The 19,955-nt window shown below is 35.2% G+C and carries 24 protein-coding genes and 1 tRNA gene; 16 read left to right on the top strand and 9 right to left on the bottom strand.

Annotated elements, in window-relative coordinates; translation table 11 throughout:
- Positions 1-17: 17 nt before the first annotated feature.
- Positions 18-602: an ATP-dependent Clp endopeptidase proteolytic subunit ClpP gene (gene clpP, locus SPD45_RS02205; protein ID WP_336265963.1), complete on the bottom strand. Its 585-nt coding sequence runs from the start codon at positions 600-602 to the stop codon at positions 18-20.
- A gap of 285 nt (positions 603-887) precedes the next feature.
- Here clpP and SPD45_RS02200 point away from each other — a divergent pair.
- From SPD45_RS02200 to SPD45_RS02180, 5 genes are all read left to right on the top strand, one after another.
- Positions 888-961 (top strand) — tRNA-Arg (locus SPD45_RS02200).
- A gap of 177 nt (positions 962-1,138) precedes the next feature.
- Positions 1,139-1,309, top strand: a complete 171-nt coding sequence (locus SPD45_RS02195; protein ID WP_336265962.1) for a hypothetical protein — start codon at positions 1,139-1,141, stop codon at positions 1,307-1,309.
- Between the two features lie 22 nt (positions 1,310-1,331).
- Positions 1,332-1,706, top strand: a complete 375-nt coding sequence (locus tag SPD45_RS02190) for a hypothetical protein (protein WP_336265961.1) — start codon at positions 1,332-1,334, stop codon at positions 1,704-1,706.
- A gap of 122 nt (positions 1,707-1,828) precedes the next feature.
- Complete coding sequence (locus SPD45_RS02185; protein ID WP_336265960.1) at positions 1,829-2,080, top strand: holin; 252 nt, start codon at positions 1,829-1,831, stop codon at positions 2,078-2,080.
- On the top strand, positions 2,077-3,030 hold the full coding sequence (locus SPD45_RS02180) for a GH25 family lysozyme (protein ID WP_336265959.1): 954 nt from the start codon (positions 2,077-2,079) through the stop codon (positions 3,028-3,030). Before SPD45_RS02185 ends, SPD45_RS02180 begins: the two co-directional genes overlap by 4 nt.
- 43 nt (positions 3,031-3,073) lie before the next feature.
- Here the strand turns inward: SPD45_RS02180 and SPD45_RS02175 are convergent, their stop codons facing one another.
- Positions 3,074-3,691, bottom strand: coding sequence for an SCO family protein (locus tag SPD45_RS02175; RefSeq protein WP_336265958.1), 618 nt, complete (start codon positions 3,689-3,691; stop codon positions 3,074-3,076).
- 181 nt (positions 3,692-3,872) lie between these two features.
- Here SPD45_RS02175 and SPD45_RS02170 point away from each other — a divergent pair, with 181 nt between their 5' ends.
- The 4 genes from SPD45_RS02170 (at position 3,873) to SPD45_RS02155 (ending at position 6,081) form a co-directional block, all read left to right on the top strand.
- Positions 3,873-4,229: a CotD family spore coat protein gene (locus SPD45_RS02170; protein ID WP_336265957.1), complete on the top strand. Its 357-nt coding sequence runs from the start codon at positions 3,873-3,875 to the stop codon at positions 4,227-4,229.
- Between the two features lie 345 nt (positions 4,230-4,574).
- Positions 4,575-5,363, top strand: a complete 789-nt coding sequence (locus SPD45_RS02165; RefSeq protein WP_336265956.1) for an HAD family hydrolase — start codon at positions 4,575-4,577, stop codon at positions 5,361-5,363.
- Positions 5,364-5,426: 63 nt separating this feature from the next.
- A complete protein-coding gene (locus tag SPD45_RS02160) occupies positions 5,427-5,750 on the top strand; it encodes a DMT family transporter (RefSeq protein WP_336265955.1) in 324 nt (107 codons plus the stop codon).
- A 16-nt stretch (positions 5,751-5,766) separates the two neighbouring features.
- Positions 5,767-6,081: a DMT family transporter gene (locus SPD45_RS02155; RefSeq protein ID WP_336265954.1), complete on the top strand. Its 315-nt coding sequence runs from the start codon at positions 5,767-5,769 to the stop codon at positions 6,079-6,081.
- Positions 6,082-6,102: 21 nt separating this feature from the next.
- Here SPD45_RS02155 and SPD45_RS02150 read toward each other — a convergent pair whose 3' ends face one another.
- From SPD45_RS02150 to SPD45_RS02130, 5 genes are all read right to left on the bottom strand, one after another.
- On the bottom strand, positions 6,103-6,570 hold the full coding sequence (locus tag SPD45_RS02150; RefSeq protein ID WP_336265953.1) for an NUDIX domain-containing protein: 468 nt from the start codon (positions 6,568-6,570) through the stop codon (positions 6,103-6,105).
- 195 nt (positions 6,571-6,765) lie between these two features.
- Complete coding sequence (locus SPD45_RS02145) at positions 6,766-7,314, bottom strand: shikimate kinase (RefSeq protein ID WP_336265952.1); 549 nt, start codon at positions 7,312-7,314, stop codon at positions 6,766-6,768.
- A 12-nt stretch (positions 7,315-7,326) separates the two neighbouring features.
- Positions 7,327-8,532 (bottom strand): NAD(P)/FAD-dependent oxidoreductase, encoded by a 1,206-nt coding sequence (locus tag SPD45_RS02140; RefSeq protein ID WP_336265951.1) that lies wholly within the window; start codon positions 8,530-8,532, stop codon positions 7,327-7,329.
- Positions 8,532-8,912, bottom strand: coding sequence for a (2Fe-2S)-binding protein (locus SPD45_RS02135; protein ID WP_336265950.1), 381 nt, complete (start codon positions 8,910-8,912; stop codon positions 8,532-8,534). Before SPD45_RS02135 ends, SPD45_RS02140 begins: the two co-directional genes overlap by 1 nt.
- Entirely contained in the window at positions 8,905-9,177 is a 273-nt protein-coding gene (locus SPD45_RS02130) for a (2Fe-2S)-binding protein (RefSeq protein WP_336265949.1), read from the bottom strand. The genes SPD45_RS02135 and SPD45_RS02130 overlap by 8 nt, the downstream gene beginning before the upstream one ends.
- A 136-nt stretch (positions 9,178-9,313) precedes the next feature.
- Here SPD45_RS02130 and SPD45_RS02125 point away from each other — a divergent pair, with 136 nt between their 5' ends.
- The 3 genes from SPD45_RS02125 (at position 9,314) to SPD45_RS02115 (ending at position 13,050) form a co-directional block, all read left to right on the top strand.
- Positions 9,314-10,492: an NAD(P)/FAD-dependent oxidoreductase gene (locus SPD45_RS02125; RefSeq protein WP_336265948.1), complete on the top strand. Its 1,179-nt coding sequence runs from the start codon at positions 9,314-9,316 to the stop codon at positions 10,490-10,492.
- Positions 10,493-10,665: 173 nt separating this feature from the next.
- Positions 10,666-11,718 carry a YkvI family membrane protein gene (locus SPD45_RS02120; RefSeq protein ID WP_336265947.1) on the top strand — a complete coding sequence of 351 codons (1,053 nt, stop codon included), beginning with the start codon at positions 10,666-10,668 and terminating at the stop codon, positions 11,716-11,718.
- Between the two features lie 153 nt (positions 11,719-11,871).
- Entirely contained in the window at positions 11,872-13,050 is a 1,179-nt protein-coding gene (locus SPD45_RS02115; RefSeq protein ID WP_336265946.1) for an MFS transporter, read from the top strand.
- 975 nt (positions 13,051-14,025) lie between these two features.
- On the opposite strand, the gene SPD45_RS02110 is transcribed toward SPD45_RS02115, so the two are convergent.
- Positions 14,026-14,814, bottom strand: a complete 789-nt coding sequence (locus tag SPD45_RS02110; RefSeq protein ID WP_336265945.1) for a helical backbone metal receptor — start codon at positions 14,812-14,814, stop codon at positions 14,026-14,028.
- A gap of 110 nt (positions 14,815-14,924) precedes the next feature.
- On the opposite strand from SPD45_RS02110, the gene SPD45_RS02105 reads away from it, so the two are divergent.
- A complete protein-coding gene (locus SPD45_RS02105; RefSeq protein WP_336265944.1) occupies positions 14,925-15,437 on the top strand; it encodes a GNAT family N-acetyltransferase in 513 nt (170 codons plus the stop codon).
- 76 nt (positions 15,438-15,513) lie between these two features.
- The gene (locus SPD45_RS02100) at positions 15,514-16,872 is read left to right on the top strand and encodes a leucyl aminopeptidase family protein (protein WP_336265943.1); all 1,359 of its coding nucleotides are present in this window, start codon (positions 15,514-15,516) and stop codon (positions 16,870-16,872) included.
- Positions 16,873-16,970: 98 nt separating this feature from the next.
- Here SPD45_RS02100 and SPD45_RS02095 read toward each other — a convergent pair whose 3' ends face one another.
- Positions 16,971-17,927, bottom strand: coding sequence for a DMT family transporter (locus SPD45_RS02095; protein ID WP_336265942.1), 957 nt, complete (start codon positions 17,925-17,927; stop codon positions 16,971-16,973).
- Between the two features lie 248 nt (positions 17,928-18,175).
- Here SPD45_RS02095 and SPD45_RS02090 point away from each other — a divergent pair, with 248 nt between their 5' ends.
- Positions 18,176-18,913: a gamma-glutamyl-gamma-aminobutyrate hydrolase family protein gene (locus tag SPD45_RS02090; protein WP_336265940.1), complete on the top strand. Its 738-nt coding sequence runs from the start codon at positions 18,176-18,178 to the stop codon at positions 18,911-18,913.
- Positions 18,888-19,850, top strand: a complete 963-nt coding sequence (locus SPD45_RS02085) for a dipeptidase (RefSeq protein ID WP_336265939.1) — start codon at positions 18,888-18,890, stop codon at positions 19,848-19,850. The genes SPD45_RS02090 and SPD45_RS02085 overlap by 26 nt, the downstream gene beginning before the upstream one ends.
- Positions 19,851-19,955 lie beyond the last annotated feature (105 nt).

The raw sequence follows: 19,955 nt of genomic DNA, 5'->3' as shown, positions 1-19,955 counted from the left end.
GTCCCATTTTCTATAAATTATTCTTTTTTCTCTAATACTTTGTCGATTAAACCGTACTCTTTTGCCGCAACCGCTGACATGAAGTTATCACGATCGGTATCGGCTTGAATGACATCAAGTGGTTGACCAGTTCTTTCAGATAGAATTTCATTTAGCTTTTCACGCATTTGAATAATTCGTTTTGCATGAATTTCAATATCTGAAGCTTGACCTTGCGTACCACCTAATGGTTGGTGAATCATTACTTCACTATTTGGTAGTGCATAACGTTTACCTTTTTCACCTGCAGCAAGTAAGAAAGCACCCATAGATGCTGCCATTCCTGTACAAATTGTTGATACGTCCGGTTTGATGAATTGCATCGTATCATAGATTGCCATTCCTGCAGTGATGGATCCACCTGGTGAATTAATATAAATAGAGATATCTTTCTCAGGATCTTCTGCTTCTAAAAATAAAAGTTGTGCAACGATGGAGTTTGCAACATTATCATCAATTGCACTTCCTAGCATAATAATTCTGTCTTTTAATAAACGTGAGTAAATGTCATATGCACGTTCTCCACGATTTGTTTGTTCAATAACTGTAGGTATTAAAACCATTTTTACATCCTCCTTTTAGTAGGTAAATGTCCCATATCTAATGAACCTAATTATATCATACATAATTGGTCAATAAAGGTCAAAAGATACGTCTTCCATTTTGACTTTCTTTTTACTATTGCCACTTCTTTTCACCTTTAAACTATTGGGACATGAAAAATATTCCATACACACTAAAAAGTATAGCTTATATATAGACAAAAATAAACTGTTTCTTTTTAATAATGGAAAGAAAAACTTGTCAATTGAAAATGGGACAGGTATAATTACTTTTGTATATCATTTGCGTCCGTAGCTCAGTCGGATAGAGCAACGGTTTCCGGTACCGTGAGTCGGGGGTTCGATTCCTCTCGGGCGCGTCAATTGTCAGATGAATGAAAGTAAGAGCACAACTTTTTGTCTCTTGCTTTTTTTCATATATAAAACTTGTAAACTAAAAGATAAAAAGTTTTTTAGTGAAAAACAATCATATTAACCAGTTTGCTATTATATGAGGGAATATACATATTAATTGTTTTGCTATTGGAGGATGGAGAATGAAACGAACTGTTCTTTTCATTTTAGGGATTTTACTTGGTTTTGCCTTATCAAGCAGTATTAATATGAAGGCATACTATATAACGGGAATTATTCTATTATTTTGTGTAATCGTATTGTTTATTTTTATGAAAAAAAGAAAAGGTAATGTCGAGGGAAAAATGGAATGATGGACAATTAGGATGTGTTTGAATGAAAAAAATCGGAAAGATTGTCATTGTTGTAGCATTGTCACTATTATTATTGAGTTGTTTCCAAAAAGATGTGACATACGAATCGAGCATAACATCCATAGAAGTATATGATTGGGTCGAGACGAAATTAATTCAAACGATTGAGGATGAAGGAATGATAAAGCAGCTACAGCAATCTTTAGAGGATGCCTCAACATATTCGACAGCAAACTTAGATTATCCATTACCACCTTATAAATTAGTCTTTAAAGACGATGAAGAACGAGTTTTTTCCATCGGATATTACGATGAAGTTGTCAATTTAAATGGAAAAGGTCAATTTTTGGATGTACAAAATGATTTACTTTACGGCTTAGAATTTTCTATATTTTAATAACAATAAAAAGTTCATCTACCTAAAAGAAGCATATTTTGTTTCTTTTAGGTTTTTTTATACAACACTTCTTTTCATACATCATACGATAATAATAGTAAGTATATAAAAGGAGGAGTATGATGTATGATTTTACTTTTCTCGTTGCAGTAATTATAGGCTTAACAGAGTTAACAAAACGTGTGACACCATTAAGGAAGAAGTTTTTGCCGTTAATATCTTTATCACTAGGTATAATTGCGAGTATTCTCTACGTAGATGGAATATGGAAAGATAAACTGATGATTGGAGTCATACTCGGTTTAAGTGCGGCTGGATTATTTGATCAGTCAAAAATCCTTGATCGAACATCAGAAGAGGAGGAAAGAAGATGAAGCTAATATTAGATGTATCTCATCATCAAGTACCATCTAAAATGGATTATGATGCACTTGCCAAACAAATTGACCTCGTTATTATTCGTACACAATATGGTTCTAACTTAATTGATAGACATTACAAAAAGCATCATGAGGAATTTCAAAGACGTGGCACACCGACTGCCGCATATGCATGGGTACGTGGTGTGTCAGAAAATGATATGAAAGTAGAAGCGCGAGACTTTTATAATCGGACCAAACAATTCCAACCAACTTTTTGGTTTGTTGATGTAGAAGAAAAATCGATGGCTAATATGCGTGCTGGTATTAGTGCATATATAAAAGAATTACGACGACTCGGTGCGAAAAAAGTTGGGATATATGTGGGGCATCATTTGTACAAGTCATTCAATTTAAAAATGGAAGAGGCTGATGCAGTTTGGTTACCACATTACGGCAAAAATAATGGAACGGTCAATAGCACACCAAAATACCCATGTGATTTTCACCAATATACAGATAAAGGAAGACTGAAAGGGTATAATGGACCTCTTGATTTAAATAGGGTTTTAAGTGATAAACCGTGGAGTTATTTTGTTCATAAACGTGGTGGACAACCAACTACTAAACAATTTGCCGTTACACGAAATGTTGGAGCGTATCGAACGGCAAAACAGGCTAAGGAGAAGAAACAACGTGTTGGAACAGTTCAATCTGGCACCTATTTTATTTTTAATGAAAGTAATGGCATGGTTAATGTAACGAAGCAAAAGGGGATACCAGGTTCGTGGATTGATCCAGCTGAAATGCGCCAAACGAAACAATATTATACCGTAAAACGTGGAGATACTTTAAGCCATATTGCAGCAAAAAATGGATTAACCGTATCCCAAATTCATGCATTAAATCCACAAATAAAAAATGTGAATATCATTTATGCCAATGAAAAAGTTCGCATTAAGTAATAAAAAGCTAGAGATGTAATGAAGGCATCTCTAGCTTTTAGTTTTATTTTAATTCATTGACACGTTCAACAAGTAAATCCATTTCGTCTTGTTTCGTGCCATCAAAACGATCAACGACTTCGCCATCTGGATTTATTAAGAAAAATGATACTGTATGCATCACTTGATCATCTCCATCACCAGGAGGAAGGAGGGAACTTTTAAATGATGTTTCTGATATGTTTTTTACAGTATCAAAATCATATCCGGTTAGGAAGTTCCATGTATCAAAATTTGCTCCATGATTTTCCCCATATTCTTTTAACACTTCTGTCGTATCACGTTCAGGATCTACGGAAAAAGAGACGAGTTGTACATCGTCTAATTCAGCCTCTTCTAAGCCGTCTTGTAAAATTTTCATATTACGAGTCATTGGTGGACAAATCGTTGTACAGTTCGTAAACACGAAATTCGCTACCCACCATTGTCCATCAAAATCATTTAAAGATACTTCCTTTTCGTCTTGGTTTATCGCTTCAAAAGATTCGACACTATCAGAAATCGTTGTTGATTCCATTGGTTGTTTCGATGATTCTCCATCTACATTATTTCCAGTATCATTGCTACAAGCCGCAATGCTTAAAATAGTCAATAATAAGAAAAGTGCTAATACTTTTTTCATGTTCCTTTCCTTCCTTTACATTTTTCTTCTAAAATTAGCATACCATAAAATGTTCGTGAGGAAAGAATGAACTTTTACTATTGTGTGAACGAAGGGATATAATTTAGGAATTTGGCTTAGGTACGTTGTTTATACGGTATACATCTTGTGACATATAGTGAAAGTGAAAGGAGTGATCAATATGAAAAAAAGATGTCATTGCCATGGCCGTTGTGGATGTGAGAAAAAAATTGTACACCCAACTAGAGAAGAAGTGAAAAATGTGTATACAGAAGAGACGATCAATCATGTATATCCAACACATACGACGGTTGTCAATAACCATCTCATTCGAAATGTATATTCTTACCCACACTCGACATCCCATGAAACGAGAGTTCGAGAAATCGATGAAAGAAATGGACGTGTCGGAGGCGTAGGGGATAATGGAGGATGTTCAAACTCAAGAGGGGTAAGAGGAACCCAAACTGAAGGAGGAAAATGTGGTTCCTGTTCTACCTCAAGATGTAGTTGTAGACGTGGAGGATTTTGGTTTTAACCATTCATGAATATTATGTTAGAAAACAAGGATGAATATGTAAAGCACATGGAATAATATATGAACATTAATGATTAAATTTCTATTGACATATTTATATATAGTTTTATCCATGGAAACTATTTATTTTTCACATGCTAAAAATTATGTTTAAATTGTACTAAGTTTTCTATGTAAATGATTCATCTGTTACGAAAAAATCTATTTTTTTAATTGCTTGTTTGATAAGGAATTGGGTGGATAATGGAAAATTTATCCACCCACTTTTTATGGACTTTTATATATAAAGTCGATAAGATATGAATGAAAGGGCTTTTTAAAAATGAAAAAGAAGGTAGATGAAAAATGTTAAAAGCAGTCATTTTTGATTTGGATGACACATTACTATGGGACGATAAAAGCGTTAGTGAGGCGTTTAAAGCAACATGTGAAAAAGCAACAGAAAAATATGCGATTGATCTAGAAACATTAGAGGAAAATGTTCGTAAACATGCACAGGAAATTTATCCAACATTACCTACATATCCCTTTACGAGCAATATTGGAATCGGTACATTCGAAGGAATGTGGGGGACATTCAGTGACGAATCAGACGATTTCAAATTAATGCGTGATACATTACCTACATTTCGCAAAGAAGCTTGGTTTAATGGGTTAAAAGATTTGGATATTGTGGATGAAGCATTAGCTAGTGAATTGGCAGTAATGTTTCCAGCTGAACGAAAAAAACATATTTTCTTATATGAAGAAACAATCGATATATTAGAACAGTTACAAGGGAAATATAAGCTTATTATGCTTACTAATGGTGCACCTAGTTTACAACATACAAAACTATCACTATCACCACAGTTAGCTCCTTTTTTCGATCATATTATTATATCGGGAAATTTCGGACAAGGAAAACCGAGTGTAGACATTTTTAAACATGTGTTACATGTTGCAGGAGTCGATAAAAATGAAGCTGTGATGATAGGGGATAACCCGATGACAGATATTTTAGGTGCTTCTCGTGTCGGCATGGATTCGATTTGGATTAATCACCATAAACGTGATCTTACAGAGGTCACTCCGACATATGAGGTGAAACGATTAAAGGAAATAATGCCTATTATTAAATCTTTAAGTAAATAATCGATGAAAGAAGATAAAATCATTTGTTGATTTTGTCTTTTTTCATATGAAGGGGGTTTTTAAATGAAGGTAGGTTGGATATATGTGTTTCTTGCTGCATTCATTGAAATATTTTGGGTGTTAGGCTTAAAATATTCCGTCAATTTGTGGATGTGGACAGGAACTATTATCATTATTATTTTAAGTTTTATTTTTGTCATTAAAGCATGTGCAAAACTTCCGTCTGGAACAGTTTATGCAGTATTTACTGGGTTAGGTGCGGCTTCGATTGCAATAGTTGATTTTGCATTATTAGGAGCGGATTTTACATATGCAAAAGGATTCTTTATATTTTTAATTATTTTAGGGGTTGTCGGGATTCAGTTGACGACGACTGAGGTAGAATAATAGGGAGCGTGTGTTCATGGCATGGTTTTATTTATTCATTGCTAGTTTCGGTGAAATATTCGGGATGACATTTATCAATCTATATTTACAAAAGAGGCGTTTCATTTGGTTATTTTTCCTCGTCGTTAGTTTTTCGTTAGGCTTTTTCTTTTTAGCGTTAGCAATTAAAGACATTTCACTAGGTGTTGCATATGCGATATGGTCTGGAGTTGGTGCGACAGGATCGGTGTTAATGGGCATACTGTTTTTTAAAGAGTCAGCTAGTACGAAGCGAATGTTATTTTTAAGTTGTATAATTATCGGTGTTGTCGGGTTAAGAATAGTCGGATAATGTAACAAACATCACATCGAATTAACGATGTGATGTTTGTGGTATTTGGACAACGTTTCCGTCTGTATATTCAAATGTTAAGATGCCTTTTTTCTCGAGTAGTTTTGGAATACCTTGTTTCAAAATCGGATGTACTCCATAATTTTCTTCATCTAAAATCCAGTCGATTGACTTCCATTGCAAAATGCCATCACGAGTTTTGGCGATTTTATTTTTCATCAATGTTTGGTCTAAAGTAAATAAGTAAACATTGATCCCTTGCGTTTCTCCTTGTTCGTTTTTCCACGTAAATGTTCCTTTTGAATAAAACTGTTCAACACTATAATTCGTTTCTTCGAAAATTTTACGTTTCACACTCTCATCTGGATGGTCTTTTTGTTCGATTTCGTTAATAATTCCATTCCATAAACCAGGCATCGGTTTCGCATCACGGTTCACCATTAAAATATCATGATCATTTTTTAAAAAAGAGACATTATATTGGAACATTCTTATTCTCCTTTCACAATGTATATGAAGAAATATTTTAACATACTTTAGAAAAGATGAAAGCATTTTGAACATAAAATTTATAAAAAGTTAAAAAAGCTTTTTTAAGAAAATATTTAATACGTATCTGATTTATTTTTGGGAGAGTATAGAGAAAAGACTAGACATACAAAATGTCTAGTCTTTATGTAAAATTTAATCGTATAATTCCCACGCTAGTTTTAATGAATCAATAATATAATCGGCGACCTCTTCTGGATTGAATTGATCGGTTACCAATTTAGAATTATGTTCATCATATGTTTTTTTACGTTCATGAAACAATGTTTCAATATCTTCAATCGATTTATCTTGTAGGACAGGGCGACTATCAACAAGCATATGAAGTCGATCTTTCCATGAATCCCATGAAATATCTAAATAGAACACGATACTATGGTCTAAACAAGCATCACGAATATCATCTTGTAAAAACGCGCCACCACCAAGTGATATAATTTTTAAAGGCTGTTTACAAAAATGTAATACATATTCTTTTTCCTTTGCGCGGAATTGTTTTTCACCGATCTTTTTGAAAATCTCCGTTGTCGACATACCGTATTCTTTTTCAATTTCGACATCAATATCAATAAAGTCACGAAAAAGTTTTTGAGAAACGAGTTTTGCAACGGTCGTTTTCCCGACACCCATAAATCCGATAAATACGATACTTTTTTCTTTAATAGAAGAAACATTACGAATCATTGCATTTACTCCTTATGCGTGTTGTTCGTGAAATGCTCTTTCTACCTTTTCTCTTCCTATTTTAATTTCTGGGTGGAATTGGATGGAAGCAGCATCACGAGTCGCTTTTACTTGTGCTATTGCTTGTTCTAATTTATCACGAACACCCCCAGTTTGCAATAGTTCTTTTACAATAGATAATCCAGCGACGGTACCTTGATCACGAGCTACTTTAGAACTTTCAATACCAGTAATGTTTCCAGCAACATAAATGCCATCTACCGGTGTTTTCATCGTCTCGTTATGGATTGGTACGTGTCCACCTAATTCTTCGCTAAATTTAAACGGACATCCTGCAACAGATGCAAGTTCTGATAATGGGTATAATCCACCTGCAATACAAACAAAATCAACTGGAACTTCTATTTCTGTATTACGAATAATATCACCGTCCATTGTGACATCAACCATCGTAACAGATTCAACTTTATCAGTACCGTTAATTTGCTTTACTGCTTTGCGTAAATGAATTGGCATATCCCACATTTTAATTCCGTCTTTCGGATAATGTTTTAATGCAATGTTTTGTGCAAATTTAAATTTCGCAAATTTACTACCGAATTGAATGAATTTTGAAGGTGCTAAATGTGCGATATGTGATAATCGATCCATGACAACTCTTGGGTTACTTTGGTCATCTGAAACAACATTTCGCGCTGGAAGAACCATACTATGAAGTTCCGTTCCAGCTAGTTGTAATTCACGAGCAATTGCAGCTGATAAAACGTTTACTCCGATAACAATTCCACGCTCTCCCACACTTACACGATGCACATTCGTCATAACTTGTGCCGCTCCAATAGACATAACTCCTGGTAAAGTCCAACCTGGGATAGGTGCAGCTGTTTCAGCAGCTCCAGTTGCAATTAATACTTTTTTAGCAGGAAATGTTTTTTTATTCGTATGTACGACGAAATGATCTTCCAATCTTTCAACATGGTGTACAGGATAGCCAAGTAAAATTTCTGTTTGAAATTTACGAGCTTCTTGCACTAATTTTCCAGCTTCTTTTACACCGTTCCACCATTCTCCATTAGGTTCTTCGTGTAATTGGCCGAGTAATCTTCCACCTGCTTTAGGAAACTCATCTAAGACGACAACAGATAAGTCATGTTTTCTACATTGAACTGCTGCAGCTAATCCAGCAGGACCAGCTCCGATAATTACTACATCATGCATTATTTGTCGCCTCCTTGGTCAAGATATTCTTTATATGTTTTAGGTAATGTACCTTCATTATTTGGATTTAATGGATCTGGTTGTTTTTTTCCACTTTCAACAATCATATTTTCTTCAATTGGTGTTACACATGCACGAACATTCGAAATGTTATCGACTGTACAACGGCATTCGAAACAATGGCCGATATTACAGTAAATTCCACGTGGGTTTCCACTATGTTCGTGTTCACGAAGCGTACGCACACCGTTTGCTAGTAATGCAGAGGCAATGGTATCGCCTTCAATTCCTTCATAAATTTTGCCATCAAAGGTAAAAGGAACAGGGTGTTGATCTGTTAATTTACCTAATACTGGATGATCTAAAATACGTTTAGTCATTGTTACCTCCACCTCCAAGATCTTGTAAAGAAATAGGACGTACTGGTGGTGCTACTTTTAATGGAACGTTATCTGTAGGATGTTCATTCGTTAAATCAGAAATCACTTTATCTACAGCAGGGCGACAAGTTCTCCCACCACAGAATCCCATACCCGCTCTCGTTCTTAATTTTAATTCTCTTGCAGTACAGTTAAATTGTTTTGCAGTTTCTTCTAATTCAGCTAATGTTACTTCTTCACAGCGACAAATTATTAATTGTTGCATAAATTAGCCTCCTTGTTCTAAAATAGTATTAAATATTAAGCGATATTTATATAATAACATAAAACATTCTTTATTTTCTTCAAAAAATAGAATATAATGAAAAAAAGTTCAAAAAAATGTAGCTGGAGGTTTTGGCATGGCTAGAAAAAACTATGAAGTTGCAGTAATTGGCGGTGGAATCGTCGGTTGTTCTGTTGCATATTATTTAGCAGAATCAGGATTGGAAACGGTTTTAATCGAGAAGAATGACATTGCAAGTGGTACGAGTTCGCGTTGCGATGGAAACGTAACCATCGTAGATAAGGATCCTGGTTTTGATAGTCAAATGTCTTTAGTAAGTCAGGAATTATTAAATGATTTAACAAATACATTGAATATTCCTTTTGAATTCAGAGAACATGGTAGTATTTTAGTTTGTGATAATGATGATGAGATGCAAGCGGCTGTTGATTGGGTAAAAACGCAGAGTGAATCAGGGTTAAAATTTAATGTACTAGATCAAAAAGATATTCGTAATGAGTCGCCATTTTTTGCCCATGATATTCCTGGGGGACTAGAATGTGAGACGGACTCCTTAATTAATCCTTATTTATTTTGTTATTCATTAATTGAAAAAGCAGAAAAAGATTTCGGATTACAAGTAAGAGACCAAGCACCTGTCACAAATGTGAAAAAAGTAGAAGATGGTTTCATTGTTGAAACACCTGAGGAAACTATTCATGCAAAAAAGGTTGTAAACGCAGCAGGTGTATGGGCACCGTTTATTGGGGAAATGCTCGGGGTAGAAATTCCGATTATTCCAAGAAAAGGACATATCATTGTTGGTTCGAGACAAGAACCTGTTATGATGCGTAATGTTATGGAATTTGGTTATTTAATGAATAAGTTTGGTCGTGAGCGTATTGCAGATGAACGTACTGCGGAACATGGGGTAGCACTAGTGCTTGAGCCGACGGAAAGTCAAAACTTCTTATTAGGTAGTAGTCGTCAGTTTGTAGGATATGATAGTTCTATTGATATTCAAGTTGTTCAAACGATCGCTCGTCGTGCATTACGATTTTTCCCGAAAATGGACGATTTTAAAATTATTCGCTCGTATACAGGGTTCCGTCCTTTCACAGAAGACCATTTACCAATTGTTTCGGAAGTGGAAGAAATGCCAGGATTTTATATTGCGGCTGGGCATGAAGGTGATGGAATTAGTTTAGCGACTGTAACAGGAAAACTAATTGAAGATATTATTCATGAAAGATCCGAGACAGTTATTCCGACAGAGCCACTACATTTTAATCGTTTTAAAAAGACAACAATCTAATGAATGAAAGAAAATGAATCATTGGCTAGAGGCTTGATTTGTTTCAAAAATTTAGCCAAGATTCGTTTTTTTATTTACACGAATGGTATAGCGCTTACATAAAAAGTGGTAATGTTTTCTATAGGTTGTTATAATACAGCTTATATATAAAAAAGAAATGAGGGATGAAACACATGATAAGGGTATTAAAAATCGGTTTCGCCTTTATGGGGGTTATCGTAGGGGCTGGATTTGCTTCCGGGCAAGAAATTTTACAGTATTTTACAAGTTTTGGAACGCTAGGAACGATTGGAGCAGTCGTTTCAACAGCATTATTCGCTTATTTAGGAATGATTTTAACGAATATCGGAAGCAGATTAAAGGTAGAATCCCATAAGGATGGAATTTACGAAATTAGTGGAAGATGGTTAGGGTATATTGTAGATGCAGTTATTATATTTACACTATTTGGTGTTGGAGTGGTTATGATTGCAGGGGCAGGTTCTACGTTAAATCAACAGTTTGATATGCCAGTCTTTTTAGGTAGTTTACTAATGGTTATTATTGTTGGTGCAGCAATGATGATGAAGTTAGATAAAGTAATTGCAATTATAGCTAGTATTACACCGTTCTTATTATTATTCATTTTAATTATTTCTGTATATAGTTTTACAACGATGGATGGAACATTTAGCGAGTTATCAAAAATTGCTGAACAACAACCAAAGGAATTCCCAAATTGGTTTGTAGCATCTATTAACTATGTTTCGTTCAACATTGCAGTTGGTTGCGGAATGGCTTTACTGACAGGTGGTGCTGAAAAAGATTCTCGTATTGCTGGTCTAGGAGGATTAATTGGGGGTCTCGGTATTGGGGTTATGATTATCCTTGCACACTTAGCAATCTTCTCTCGTATTGAAACAGTTGCAGCATTCGATTTACCGTTATTAAAAATCGTAGAAGAAATTTCGCCAATTTTAGCAATACTTATGGCAATTATTTTATTTGGAATGATCTTTAATACAGGTCTTGGAATGTTCTACGGATTTGTTGCACGATTTTTTGAAATGAACACAAAAAAGGCGAATATTGCTACAGTAATTACTTTAGCAATTGGCTTCGTGTTAAGTTTTGTAGGATTTACAACTCTAGTTTCAAAATTCTACTCATTAATTGGATATTTAGGTTTATTCCTCATCTTCGCATTAATTTACGCACCATTTAAATTGAAGCGAGAAGGGAAGTAAATATACGCATTGAAAATGCCATGTACCATTCGGTCATGGCATTATTTTATTGGATAATAATCGTATGCAATAAATTAAGAATGAAAAGTATTGTTTTTATTTATTTTATGGTAAAATACTATGATGAATTACGTCGCGTAGGAGGAATTAGTTTTGATTGATAAACGCGTATATATGTTAACGATCATTGCATTTATCGTTGGCATGGTCGAATTAATTATAGGTGGAATATTAGATTTAGTAGCAGATGATTTAGATGTCACGATTGGTACAGCTGGGTTGTTAATTTCCATTTTCTCATTAGTTTTTGGAATTTCGGCTCCGATTTTGCTTGTCGTGTTTGCCAAAACAGAAAGAACAAAGTTAACATTCGTATCTTTGATTATCTTTTTAATTGGAAATATCATTGCAGTGTTTAGTTCTTCGTTTGAGTTACTTATATTATCGCGAGTTGTTTCTGCGGCAAGTGGTTCACTTGTCATTATTTTATGTATTAATTTAGCTTCGAATATAGTCGAGCCAGCATATCGTGGTCGTGCAATTGGATTAGTTGTCATGGGAGTAAGTGGCTCCTTAGTATTAGGCCTTCCAATTGGCGTAATGTTAGGGAATATGTTCGGCTGGAGAGCACCTTTTGTGTTAATTTCTATTTTAACGATTTTATTAATAATCGCAGTTCCAATTTTTATGGAAAAGGTAGCACCGAAACAACCTATTCCTATTCGTAAACAAATTGCGACATTGAAAAATGCAAAAATATCGCTTGCACATGCAACAACATTTTTCTTCCTAGCAGGTCATTTTACATTATATGGCTATTTAACTCCGTATACGAAAGAAGTGTTAGGATTTAGTGGAACGACTATCTCTGTCCTTTACTTTGTTTATGGATTAGCTGCATTTTCCGGGGGAGGACTCGGTGGACTTGCAGCAGATTATTTAGGAAAAAGACGAACAATTTTATCGGTCATTGTCTTGTTGGCAGCAGCTTTATTATTAATCCCAACTGCATCACATGTTGTTTGGGCGTTTTGGATTGTCGTTATTATATGGGGCATCATGAGCTGGGGTGTGACACCTTCCATTCAAAGTCATTTAATGGAGTTATCACCTGAAACGTCTGATATTCAGCAGAGCTTAAACAATTCGGCCCTTCATTTCGGTATTGCTTTTGGAACGTTCTTCGGTGGATTCGTCGTGAAGTATGCGGGCATTGAACATGTCAGTTATTTTGGAATCATATTTGTCGCATTAGCTTTTGTTTCAGCTACATTATCGACAAGAAACGAAGCACAAAAATTTCGCCGCAAACCAGCACATACACATTCATAAAAAATGCGGGGAATTGAGGGCGTATATTCGTAATTTTATCGTGGGGGTTGGTTTAACTTGCGGAATTAGTTGATATATCCGCAAGTTCCTGTAGAAAATTGCTCCAACTTGCGAAATTACTTGATATATTCGCAAGTTCCCGTAGAAAAGCGCTCCAACTTGCGAAATTATTTGATATATCCGCAAGTTCCTGTAGAAAATTGCTCCAACTTGCGGAATTATTTGATATATCCGCAAGTTCCTGTAGAAAAGCGCTCTAACTTGCGAAATTAGTTGATATATTCGCAAGTTCCTGTAGAAAAGTGCTCCAACTTGCGAAATTAGTTGATATATCCGCAAGTTGCCATAGAAAATTGCTCTAACTTGCGAAATTAGTTGATATATTCGCAAGTTCCTGTAGAAAATTGCTCTAACTTGCGAAATTAGTTGATATATTCGCAAGTTCCCGTAGAAAAGTGGTTTAACTTGCGAAATTACTTGATATATCCGCAAGTTCCTGTAGAAAAGTTGTTTAACTTGCGGAATTAGTTGATATATCCGCAAGTTGCCATAGAAAATTGCTCTAACTTGCGAAATTACTTGATATATTCGCAAGTTCCTGTAGAAAATTGCTCCAACTTGCGAAATTACTTGATATATTCGCAAGTTCCCGTAGAAAAGCGCTCCAACTTGCGAAATTATTTGATATATCCGCAAGTTCCTGTAGAAAATTGCTCCAACTTGCGGAATTATTTGATATATCCGCAAGTTCCTGTAGAAAATTGCTCTAACTTGCGAAATTAGTTGATATATCCGCAAGTTCGCAGAGAAACCATCCAGCACTTGCGGAATTAACCGTTACTCGCAATCCGTCATTCGCAATCCGTTACCTATTCTATCTACATTCTGCTCTGGTTGATTCCCACATATTAGAATACTAGTAAAACCACCAACTACGAAGAAATTTTGTTTATTACCACCATTATCCAGCGCCCTTTATGGATAATTTTTTGCTAATTCCATTTTAAAATATTCCACTGCGCGTAACATTTTTACTCCATACCAAAACATTTCGCCATCGACGAGTAGTGGCATAGCATTTGTGTCTATTTTTAAAAATTCTTCCTGATGCTTTTCACGAAATGGATATGGTTCTGATGCTAATAAAAAATAATCGAGTGCTTCTGCACGCAAATCCTCTATCGTCACTTCAGGATATCTTCCCTCATAGTACAAAAATGGATTAACAAATCCGAGTCGTTCTAATAATGACTGAATATACGTATTCTTGCCAACGACCATATATGGATCTTTCCATATCACATAAGCGACACGTTTTCCGGTGTAATGGGAGGGGATTGTCGCAAAATCTTCTACAATCCGTTCATATAATAATCTTGCTGAGTCCACACAATCCACTAATTTTCCTAAATCGAGAATCATATGTAAAGCATCATCGACTGTCTGTACTTCAAAGACAAATACTGAAAATTCCTTTTCTAACTGCTCGACCATTTCTTTCGTGTTTTCTTCTTTTTCCGCAATGATCAAATCTGGTTGTAAAGCTCGGACACGCTCGATTTTCATGTCCTTTGTTCCACCGACATTCATTACGTTTGCTACCTTTTCTTTTGGATGAATACAAAACCTAGTACGTCCGACAACTTCTTCCTCTAAATGCAATGAAAAAAGAGTATCAGTAATTGCTGGAGCAAATGAAATAATTTTCTTCGGTTGTTCAGGAACATTTACTGTTCGGCCAAGATGATCTACAACAGTTTTCATCTTTCATCCCCCGTTTCTTTATATATAATGGTAATCGACAAGGAGGACATTTTCAATCAAGGAAAAAGTATGTTTTAATAAGAGTAACTGAAAAAGGAAGGAAGTTTGTTATGGAAGAAATGTTCAGATTGCGCCCTGTAGAGCAAGAGGATAGTAATTTTTTACACCGATTATTTAATGATCAAGAGGTAGTGAAGTTTTGGTTTGTAGAACCATATTACTCAGTACAAAAAATTAAAAATATAGTTGAAGAATCATTAAAGGATAGAGAAAATCGCCGTTTTATTTTTCAGAATGACAAAGAAAAATTAGGCTATATAACACTTTATAATATAGAAGAGGTGCATGGGAAAGCTGAATTTGCAATTATGATTGATCCGGCTCAACAAGGAAAAGGGTATGCAAAAGTAGCGACAAAACTTGCGATGGATTATGCATTTCGTGTGCTTAATTTAAGAAAATTGTATTTAATTGTTGATGCGACAAATACAATTGCTCGAAAAGTGTATGAAAAAATGGGATTTGAGGAAGAGGCTGTTTTAAATGAAGAATATTTTGTCGATGGTGAATACCATGATGCCGTACATATGAGCATTTTCCAAAGAGATTATTTCAAAAAATAACGTCACATTCTTTGCTAGAAAAGGAAAAGTACGTAATACTTTTATGTAAGGGATTAAATTTATTGGAGGTAGCAACATGGAAACAAAAATTTTATTTCAAACGAATGATGAAACATTACTACAATTTATTAAAGGACATCCAAACGCATTTGCAATAACGATTGCGAATGGAAAACAAATTGTATTAGTGAAAGAAGTGAAAGAGAAGAAACAAACATATGATGAGGTTCGTACGTTAGCAGGGACGATTGCACGTGAAGTACAGAAACGTGAAATCGAAACGGTACAAGTGGATGCAAAGGAGCTTACAGAAGCGTTCGCTACATTAGATGAAAATAAGGTAATCGTTGCCTTTACAGAAGGTTGGCATTTAGGTGCATATGCATTTGATTCGTATAAAACGAAAAAAGCGAATGCTATACCTGCATTACAATTTTCAAACGCAGATGAAGCATTAATTACAAAAGGGGAAGTTCGTGCATTTGCAATGGGACTTTCTCGTGATTTAACTAATGAAATTCCGAGCGTATTAAATCCAGAATCATTCCCAACGATTTTACAAAATACGTTTGCAGATACGGATGTAGAAGTTATCGTTCATGATAAAGCAAAATTGGAAGCAATGGAAATGAATGGTTTATTAGCTGTTAACCGTGGAAGTAAATTTGATCCAGCATTTATTGAATTGCACTACAAAGGGGATGAAACAAAGCCGTTAATCGCACTTGTTGGAAAAGGTGTAACATTTGATACAGGTGGAATTAGTTTGAAAAATTCCCGTGATTTAAGTGATATGAGAATGGATATGGGCGGCGCAGCGGCTGTTGCTGGAGCGATTCAATTATTAGCGGCTTCTGGTGCAGAAGTAAATGTTGTCGGTTTAATCCAAACAGTTGAAAATATGCCTGACAAACATTCTATTTTACCAGGAGATATTATTACGTATAAAACAGGTCAAACAGTACAAGTTGGCAATACAGATGCGGAAGGTCGTTTAATTTTAGCGGATGGATTAATTCGAGCAGGTGAATTAAACGCAGATTACATCGTTGATATTGCAACATTAACAGGTGCTGTCATGGCAGCTTTAGGAACAAAAGTTGCGGGAATTTTTGGAGAAGATGATTTATTACAAACAATGAAAGCAATTGGTGAAGAAAATGGTGATTTTGTATGGCCGATGCCACTCGTAGATGCGTATGATAAAATGTTAGATAGTGATTATGCGGACTTCCGTAATATTAGTCATTCCCCATATGGTGGTTCGATTACAGCAGCATTATTTTTACGACGTTTCGTACCTGAAAATAGTAAATGGATTCATGTAGATATGGCTGGAACGATGGATACGAAGCAAGAAGGATATTATGCAAGTGGGGCAACTGGTTTTGGAGCAAGACTGCTAGCAGATTACGCAGAAAAAATTAGTGAATAATGACAAAGGCAGTTTATTAGTGATGTGTACCCCACAAGTTAGACTAAATTCTAATTTGTGGGGTGTTTTTATATTATCTGAAACTCGACATAAATTTCTTAAAGTGCTGGTGGGCTATCCCCATGTTCATACATATGCCGTTTTTTTCGTGATCCGAGAGCAGACACAACGCTGTGCAAAATCATGCCGAAAATAACGAGTAACATTCCAATAATTGAGACAAAACTTGGCAGTGGTGCACTTAAGAAAAACATTTCCCCAAGTAAAGCAAATACAACTTCTCCCGATTGTGTCGCTTCCACACCTGCTAGTTTATGGTCATCGCCATGAACAAGTTCTGTCGCATAAAAAAATAACGCTGTAGCTATAATACCGGATGAGATAGCGACGATAAATGTTTGCAATACTTGACTACCTCCCGGCATACCATGTGCGAATGCACCGTAGATAGATAAAATCAGCCAGAAAGGCATCGAGGCAATCGTCATACCGAGAATTCGCTGGAATGTATCTAAATCTTTTCCGACTAACTGCATCATTTTTCGATTGCCAAGAGGATAGGCAAACGCTGAAATAATGAGTGGGAGGACGGAAAGAATGACACTTACAAGTGAAACAGTTGTCGCATGTTCAAATTGGATGATACATACTCCAGCCAAAATAATGAGTGATATAAATATAGCTTGAATCGGGATGCGACTACCTTTATTCAAGAGTGGAACGAGTAATGACCCCGCTATAATAGTTAATTGAAAAGTTGCAGCAACAAGCCATCCAGGTCCATAAATAGTAGCAAAAGTCATTGGAGCATAGAAAAGTCCAAAACCGACCGTACTCCAAACGAGCCAAGCTGCAGGATGTTGTTTCAGATGGGCCCATACTGGTTGTATATCTCGACGCCAACCTACAATGATAAGTAGAATTAGTAACATAAAAATAAATCGTAAAGAGGCACTCCATACCCAGCTACCGCCATCTAGTTCCATCGACCGATTTAAAATAAATGTTACGGAAAAAAATAGAGCGCCTAATATACCAATCAAAATTGCTTTCATCAAAGTCCCTCCAAAATTTGTTCGAACTAATCTGTAATATACCTTAAAATAGCATCTAGTATTACCTTATAATATGTACATCATATTTCCACAAAAAGATAAATATAATATTTGTTGAAAATTATCTTAATAGTTAGTTTACCATATAAAATATGAATCTTATAAATATTCAAAATAAACATCATTAGAAATAATCATTAGTCATTTTTTGTAGAGTGTCGCATATATCAAATTAGAGGTGAAAATATATGCAACTATTAATCGGTATTACTCCGAACATGAAAGATGATCAGTATAATGTAGCACAAATTCATAGTGATATTATGGAGGATCTTGATGCCATCCCATTTATATTGCCATATGTTGAAAAAGAAAAAACAATCGATTCTGTCGTTACGAAATTAGATGGTTTATATGTAACAGGTGGAGATGATATTGATCCTACGTTTTTTAACGAAGAACCTATAGAAGGGCTCCGCTATATCATTCGTAAACGAGATATGTTTGAACAAAAATTGATCCAAAAAATGCTGCAACAAAATAAACCAATTTTCGCAATATGTCGAGGCGTACAAATATTAAATATAGCAACCGGTGGAGATATGTATCAACATATATATGGTCAAATAAAGAAACAGCTATTACAACATGAACAGTGTGCAAATCGTAATCATCAATCCCATTTTATAACTATAAAAGAAGGGACAATATTATATGAGATGATGCAGAAAAAAAGAATGAAAGTAAATAGCTTTCATCACCAAGCAAATCGTAAGGTGAAACAACCGATGATCGTTTCGGCAACAGCATCTGATGGCATTATTGAAGCGATTGAAAGCACGGCACATAATTTTGTCGTTGGAGTCCAGTGGCATCCAGAATTTTTATATGAAACAGACATCGGTACACGGACATTGTATAAAACATTTATAAAAAAATGCGAAGAAAGGAAGCGATCGAGTGAAAATCGTAGACACACATTGTGATGCACTTTGGAAAATGCAAAAATTTGAACGAGAAAATCGACCCTTTTCATTTCAACATTACCCTTTATTACAAGTCAACGAAGAAAGATTACGAAAAGGTAATATAAAACTGCAATTTTTTGCAATATTTGTTGAAACAAATGTACCGATAGAAGTGAAGTGGCAAACGGCACTGGCACAAATAGAAATATTTCATCGACATGTCATCGAACCGAATCCATCTATCATTCATATAAAAAATTGGGCGGAAATTGATTTGCTTCAAGAAGGAGAAATAGGGGCAGTATTAGCAGTAGAAGGACTTGACATCATTGGTAATGATTTGACGAAATTACGTTTCTTAAGACAACTTGGTTTGTTATCGTTTGGATTAACTTGGAATGAAGCAAATTTATTAGCGGATGGAAGTTTAGAAAAAAGAGGTGCTGGACTAACATCGTTTGGGAGGGAAGTCATCAATTATTTCAACGAACATCAATTGCTAACAGATATTTCACATGCGAGTGACAAAGCAGCAATGGAAATGATCGAACTTGCAACATATCCGATTGCAAGTCATTCTAATTGTCGCGCTGTATGTGATCATCCGCGGAATATAAGTGACTTCACATTGGAAATGTTGTTTCAAAAAAAAGGTATGATACATATTAATTTTTATCCACCATTTTTATCCAATGAAAAAGGGAGGGCAACGATAGAGGATATTGTTCGTCACCTTGCACATGTTTGTGAAGTTGGTGGAGAAGATTATGTCGGTTTTGGTTCGGATTTTGATGGGATCGACCAAGTTGTAAAAGGAGTGGCAAATGCAGGAATGTATCTTTGCTTGTTGGAGGAATTGGGTAACTATTTCACGGAGAAACAAATAGAAAAGTTTGCTTCAAAAAATTTCCTGAAGTTTGTCGAGAGAACGAAAGCAAGAAAAGCAATGATATAATTTTACAAATATGAAACATCTATTGAATAAAAGAGCGAAAAAATGAACGTCGTGCTCCGTGTACGATACTAAACAAACTAACATTTAGATAATCCTTTAACAGAA

The sequence above is a fragment of the Pseudogracilibacillus sp. SO10305 genome (assembly GCF_037072005.1).
Taxonomy (GTDB): domain Bacteria; phylum Bacillota; class Bacilli; order Bacillales; family Amphibacillaceae; genus Pseudogracilibacillus; species Pseudogracilibacillus intestinigallinarum.
The sequence above is the reverse complement of the archived record's forward strand: the minus strand, read 5'-3'. Positions and strand labels throughout refer to the sequence as shown.

What these genes read in the sequence shown, in the direction of transcription:
- clpP (WP_336265963.1), bottom strand. Translation starts at nt 602, where the DNA reads ATGGTTTTAATACCTACAGTTATTGAACAAACAAATCGTGGAGAACGT.
- SPD45_RS02195 (WP_336265962.1), top strand. Translation starts at nt 1,139, where the DNA reads ATGAAACGAACTGTTCTTTTCATTTTAGGGATTTTACTTGGTTTTGCC.
- SPD45_RS02190 (WP_336265961.1), top strand. Translation starts at nt 1,332, where the DNA reads ATGAAAAAAATCGGAAAGATTGTCATTGTTGTAGCATTGTCACTATTA.
- SPD45_RS02185 (WP_336265960.1), top strand. Translation starts at nt 1,829, where the DNA reads ATGTATGATTTTACTTTTCTCGTTGCAGTAATTATAGGCTTAACAGAG.
- SPD45_RS02180 (WP_336265959.1), top strand. Translation starts at nt 2,077, where the DNA reads ATGAAGCTAATATTAGATGTATCTCATCATCAAGTACCATCTAAAATG.
- SPD45_RS02175 (WP_336265958.1), bottom strand. Translation starts at nt 3,691, where the DNA reads ATGAAAAAAGTATTAGCACTTTTCTTATTATTGACTATTTTAAGCATT.
- SPD45_RS02170 (WP_336265957.1), top strand. Translation starts at nt 3,873, where the DNA reads ATGAAAAAAAGATGTCATTGCCATGGCCGTTGTGGATGTGAGAAAAAA.
- SPD45_RS02165 (WP_336265956.1), top strand. Translation starts at nt 4,575, where the DNA reads ATGTTAAAAGCAGTCATTTTTGATTTGGATGACACATTACTATGGGAC.
- SPD45_RS02160 (WP_336265955.1), top strand. Translation starts at nt 5,427, where the DNA reads ATGAAGGTAGGTTGGATATATGTGTTTCTTGCTGCATTCATTGAAATA.
- SPD45_RS02155 (WP_336265954.1), top strand. Translation starts at nt 5,767, where the DNA reads ATGGCATGGTTTTATTTATTCATTGCTAGTTTCGGTGAAATATTCGGG.
- SPD45_RS02150 (WP_336265953.1), bottom strand. Translation starts at nt 6,570, where the DNA reads ATGTTCCAATATAATGTCTCTTTTTTAAAAAATGATCATGATATTTTA.
- SPD45_RS02145 (WP_336265952.1), bottom strand. Translation starts at nt 7,314, where the DNA reads ATGATTCGTAATGTTTCTTCTATTAAAGAAAAAAGTATCGTATTTATC.
- SPD45_RS02140 (WP_336265951.1), bottom strand. Translation starts at nt 8,532, where the DNA reads ATGCATGATGTAGTAATTATCGGAGCTGGTCCTGCTGGATTAGCTGCA.
- SPD45_RS02135 (WP_336265950.1), bottom strand. Translation starts at nt 8,912, where the DNA reads ATGACTAAACGTATTTTAGATCATCCAGTATTAGGTAAATTAACAGAT.
- SPD45_RS02130 (WP_336265949.1), bottom strand. Translation starts at nt 9,177, where the DNA reads ATGCAACAATTAATAATTTGTCGCTGTGAAGAAGTAACATTAGCTGAA.
- SPD45_RS02125 (WP_336265948.1), top strand. Translation starts at nt 9,314, where the DNA reads ATGGCTAGAAAAAACTATGAAGTTGCAGTAATTGGCGGTGGAATCGTC.
- SPD45_RS02120 (WP_336265947.1), top strand. Translation starts at nt 10,666, where the DNA reads ATGATAAGGGTATTAAAAATCGGTTTCGCCTTTATGGGGGTTATCGTA.
- SPD45_RS02110 (WP_336265945.1), bottom strand. Translation starts at nt 14,814, where the DNA reads ATGAAAACTGTTGTAGATCATCTTGGCCGAACAGTAAATGTTCCTGAA.
- SPD45_RS02105 (WP_336265944.1), top strand. Translation starts at nt 14,925, where the DNA reads ATGGAAGAAATGTTCAGATTGCGCCCTGTAGAGCAAGAGGATAGTAAT.
- SPD45_RS02100 (WP_336265943.1), top strand. Translation starts at nt 15,514, where the DNA reads ATGGAAACAAAAATTTTATTTCAAACGAATGATGAAACATTACTACAA.
- SPD45_RS02095 (WP_336265942.1), bottom strand. Translation starts at nt 17,927, where the DNA reads ATGAAAGCAATTTTGATTGGTATATTAGGCGCTCTATTTTTTTCCGTA.
- SPD45_RS02090 (WP_336265940.1), top strand. Translation starts at nt 18,176, where the DNA reads ATGCAACTATTAATCGGTATTACTCCGAACATGAAAGATGATCAGTAT.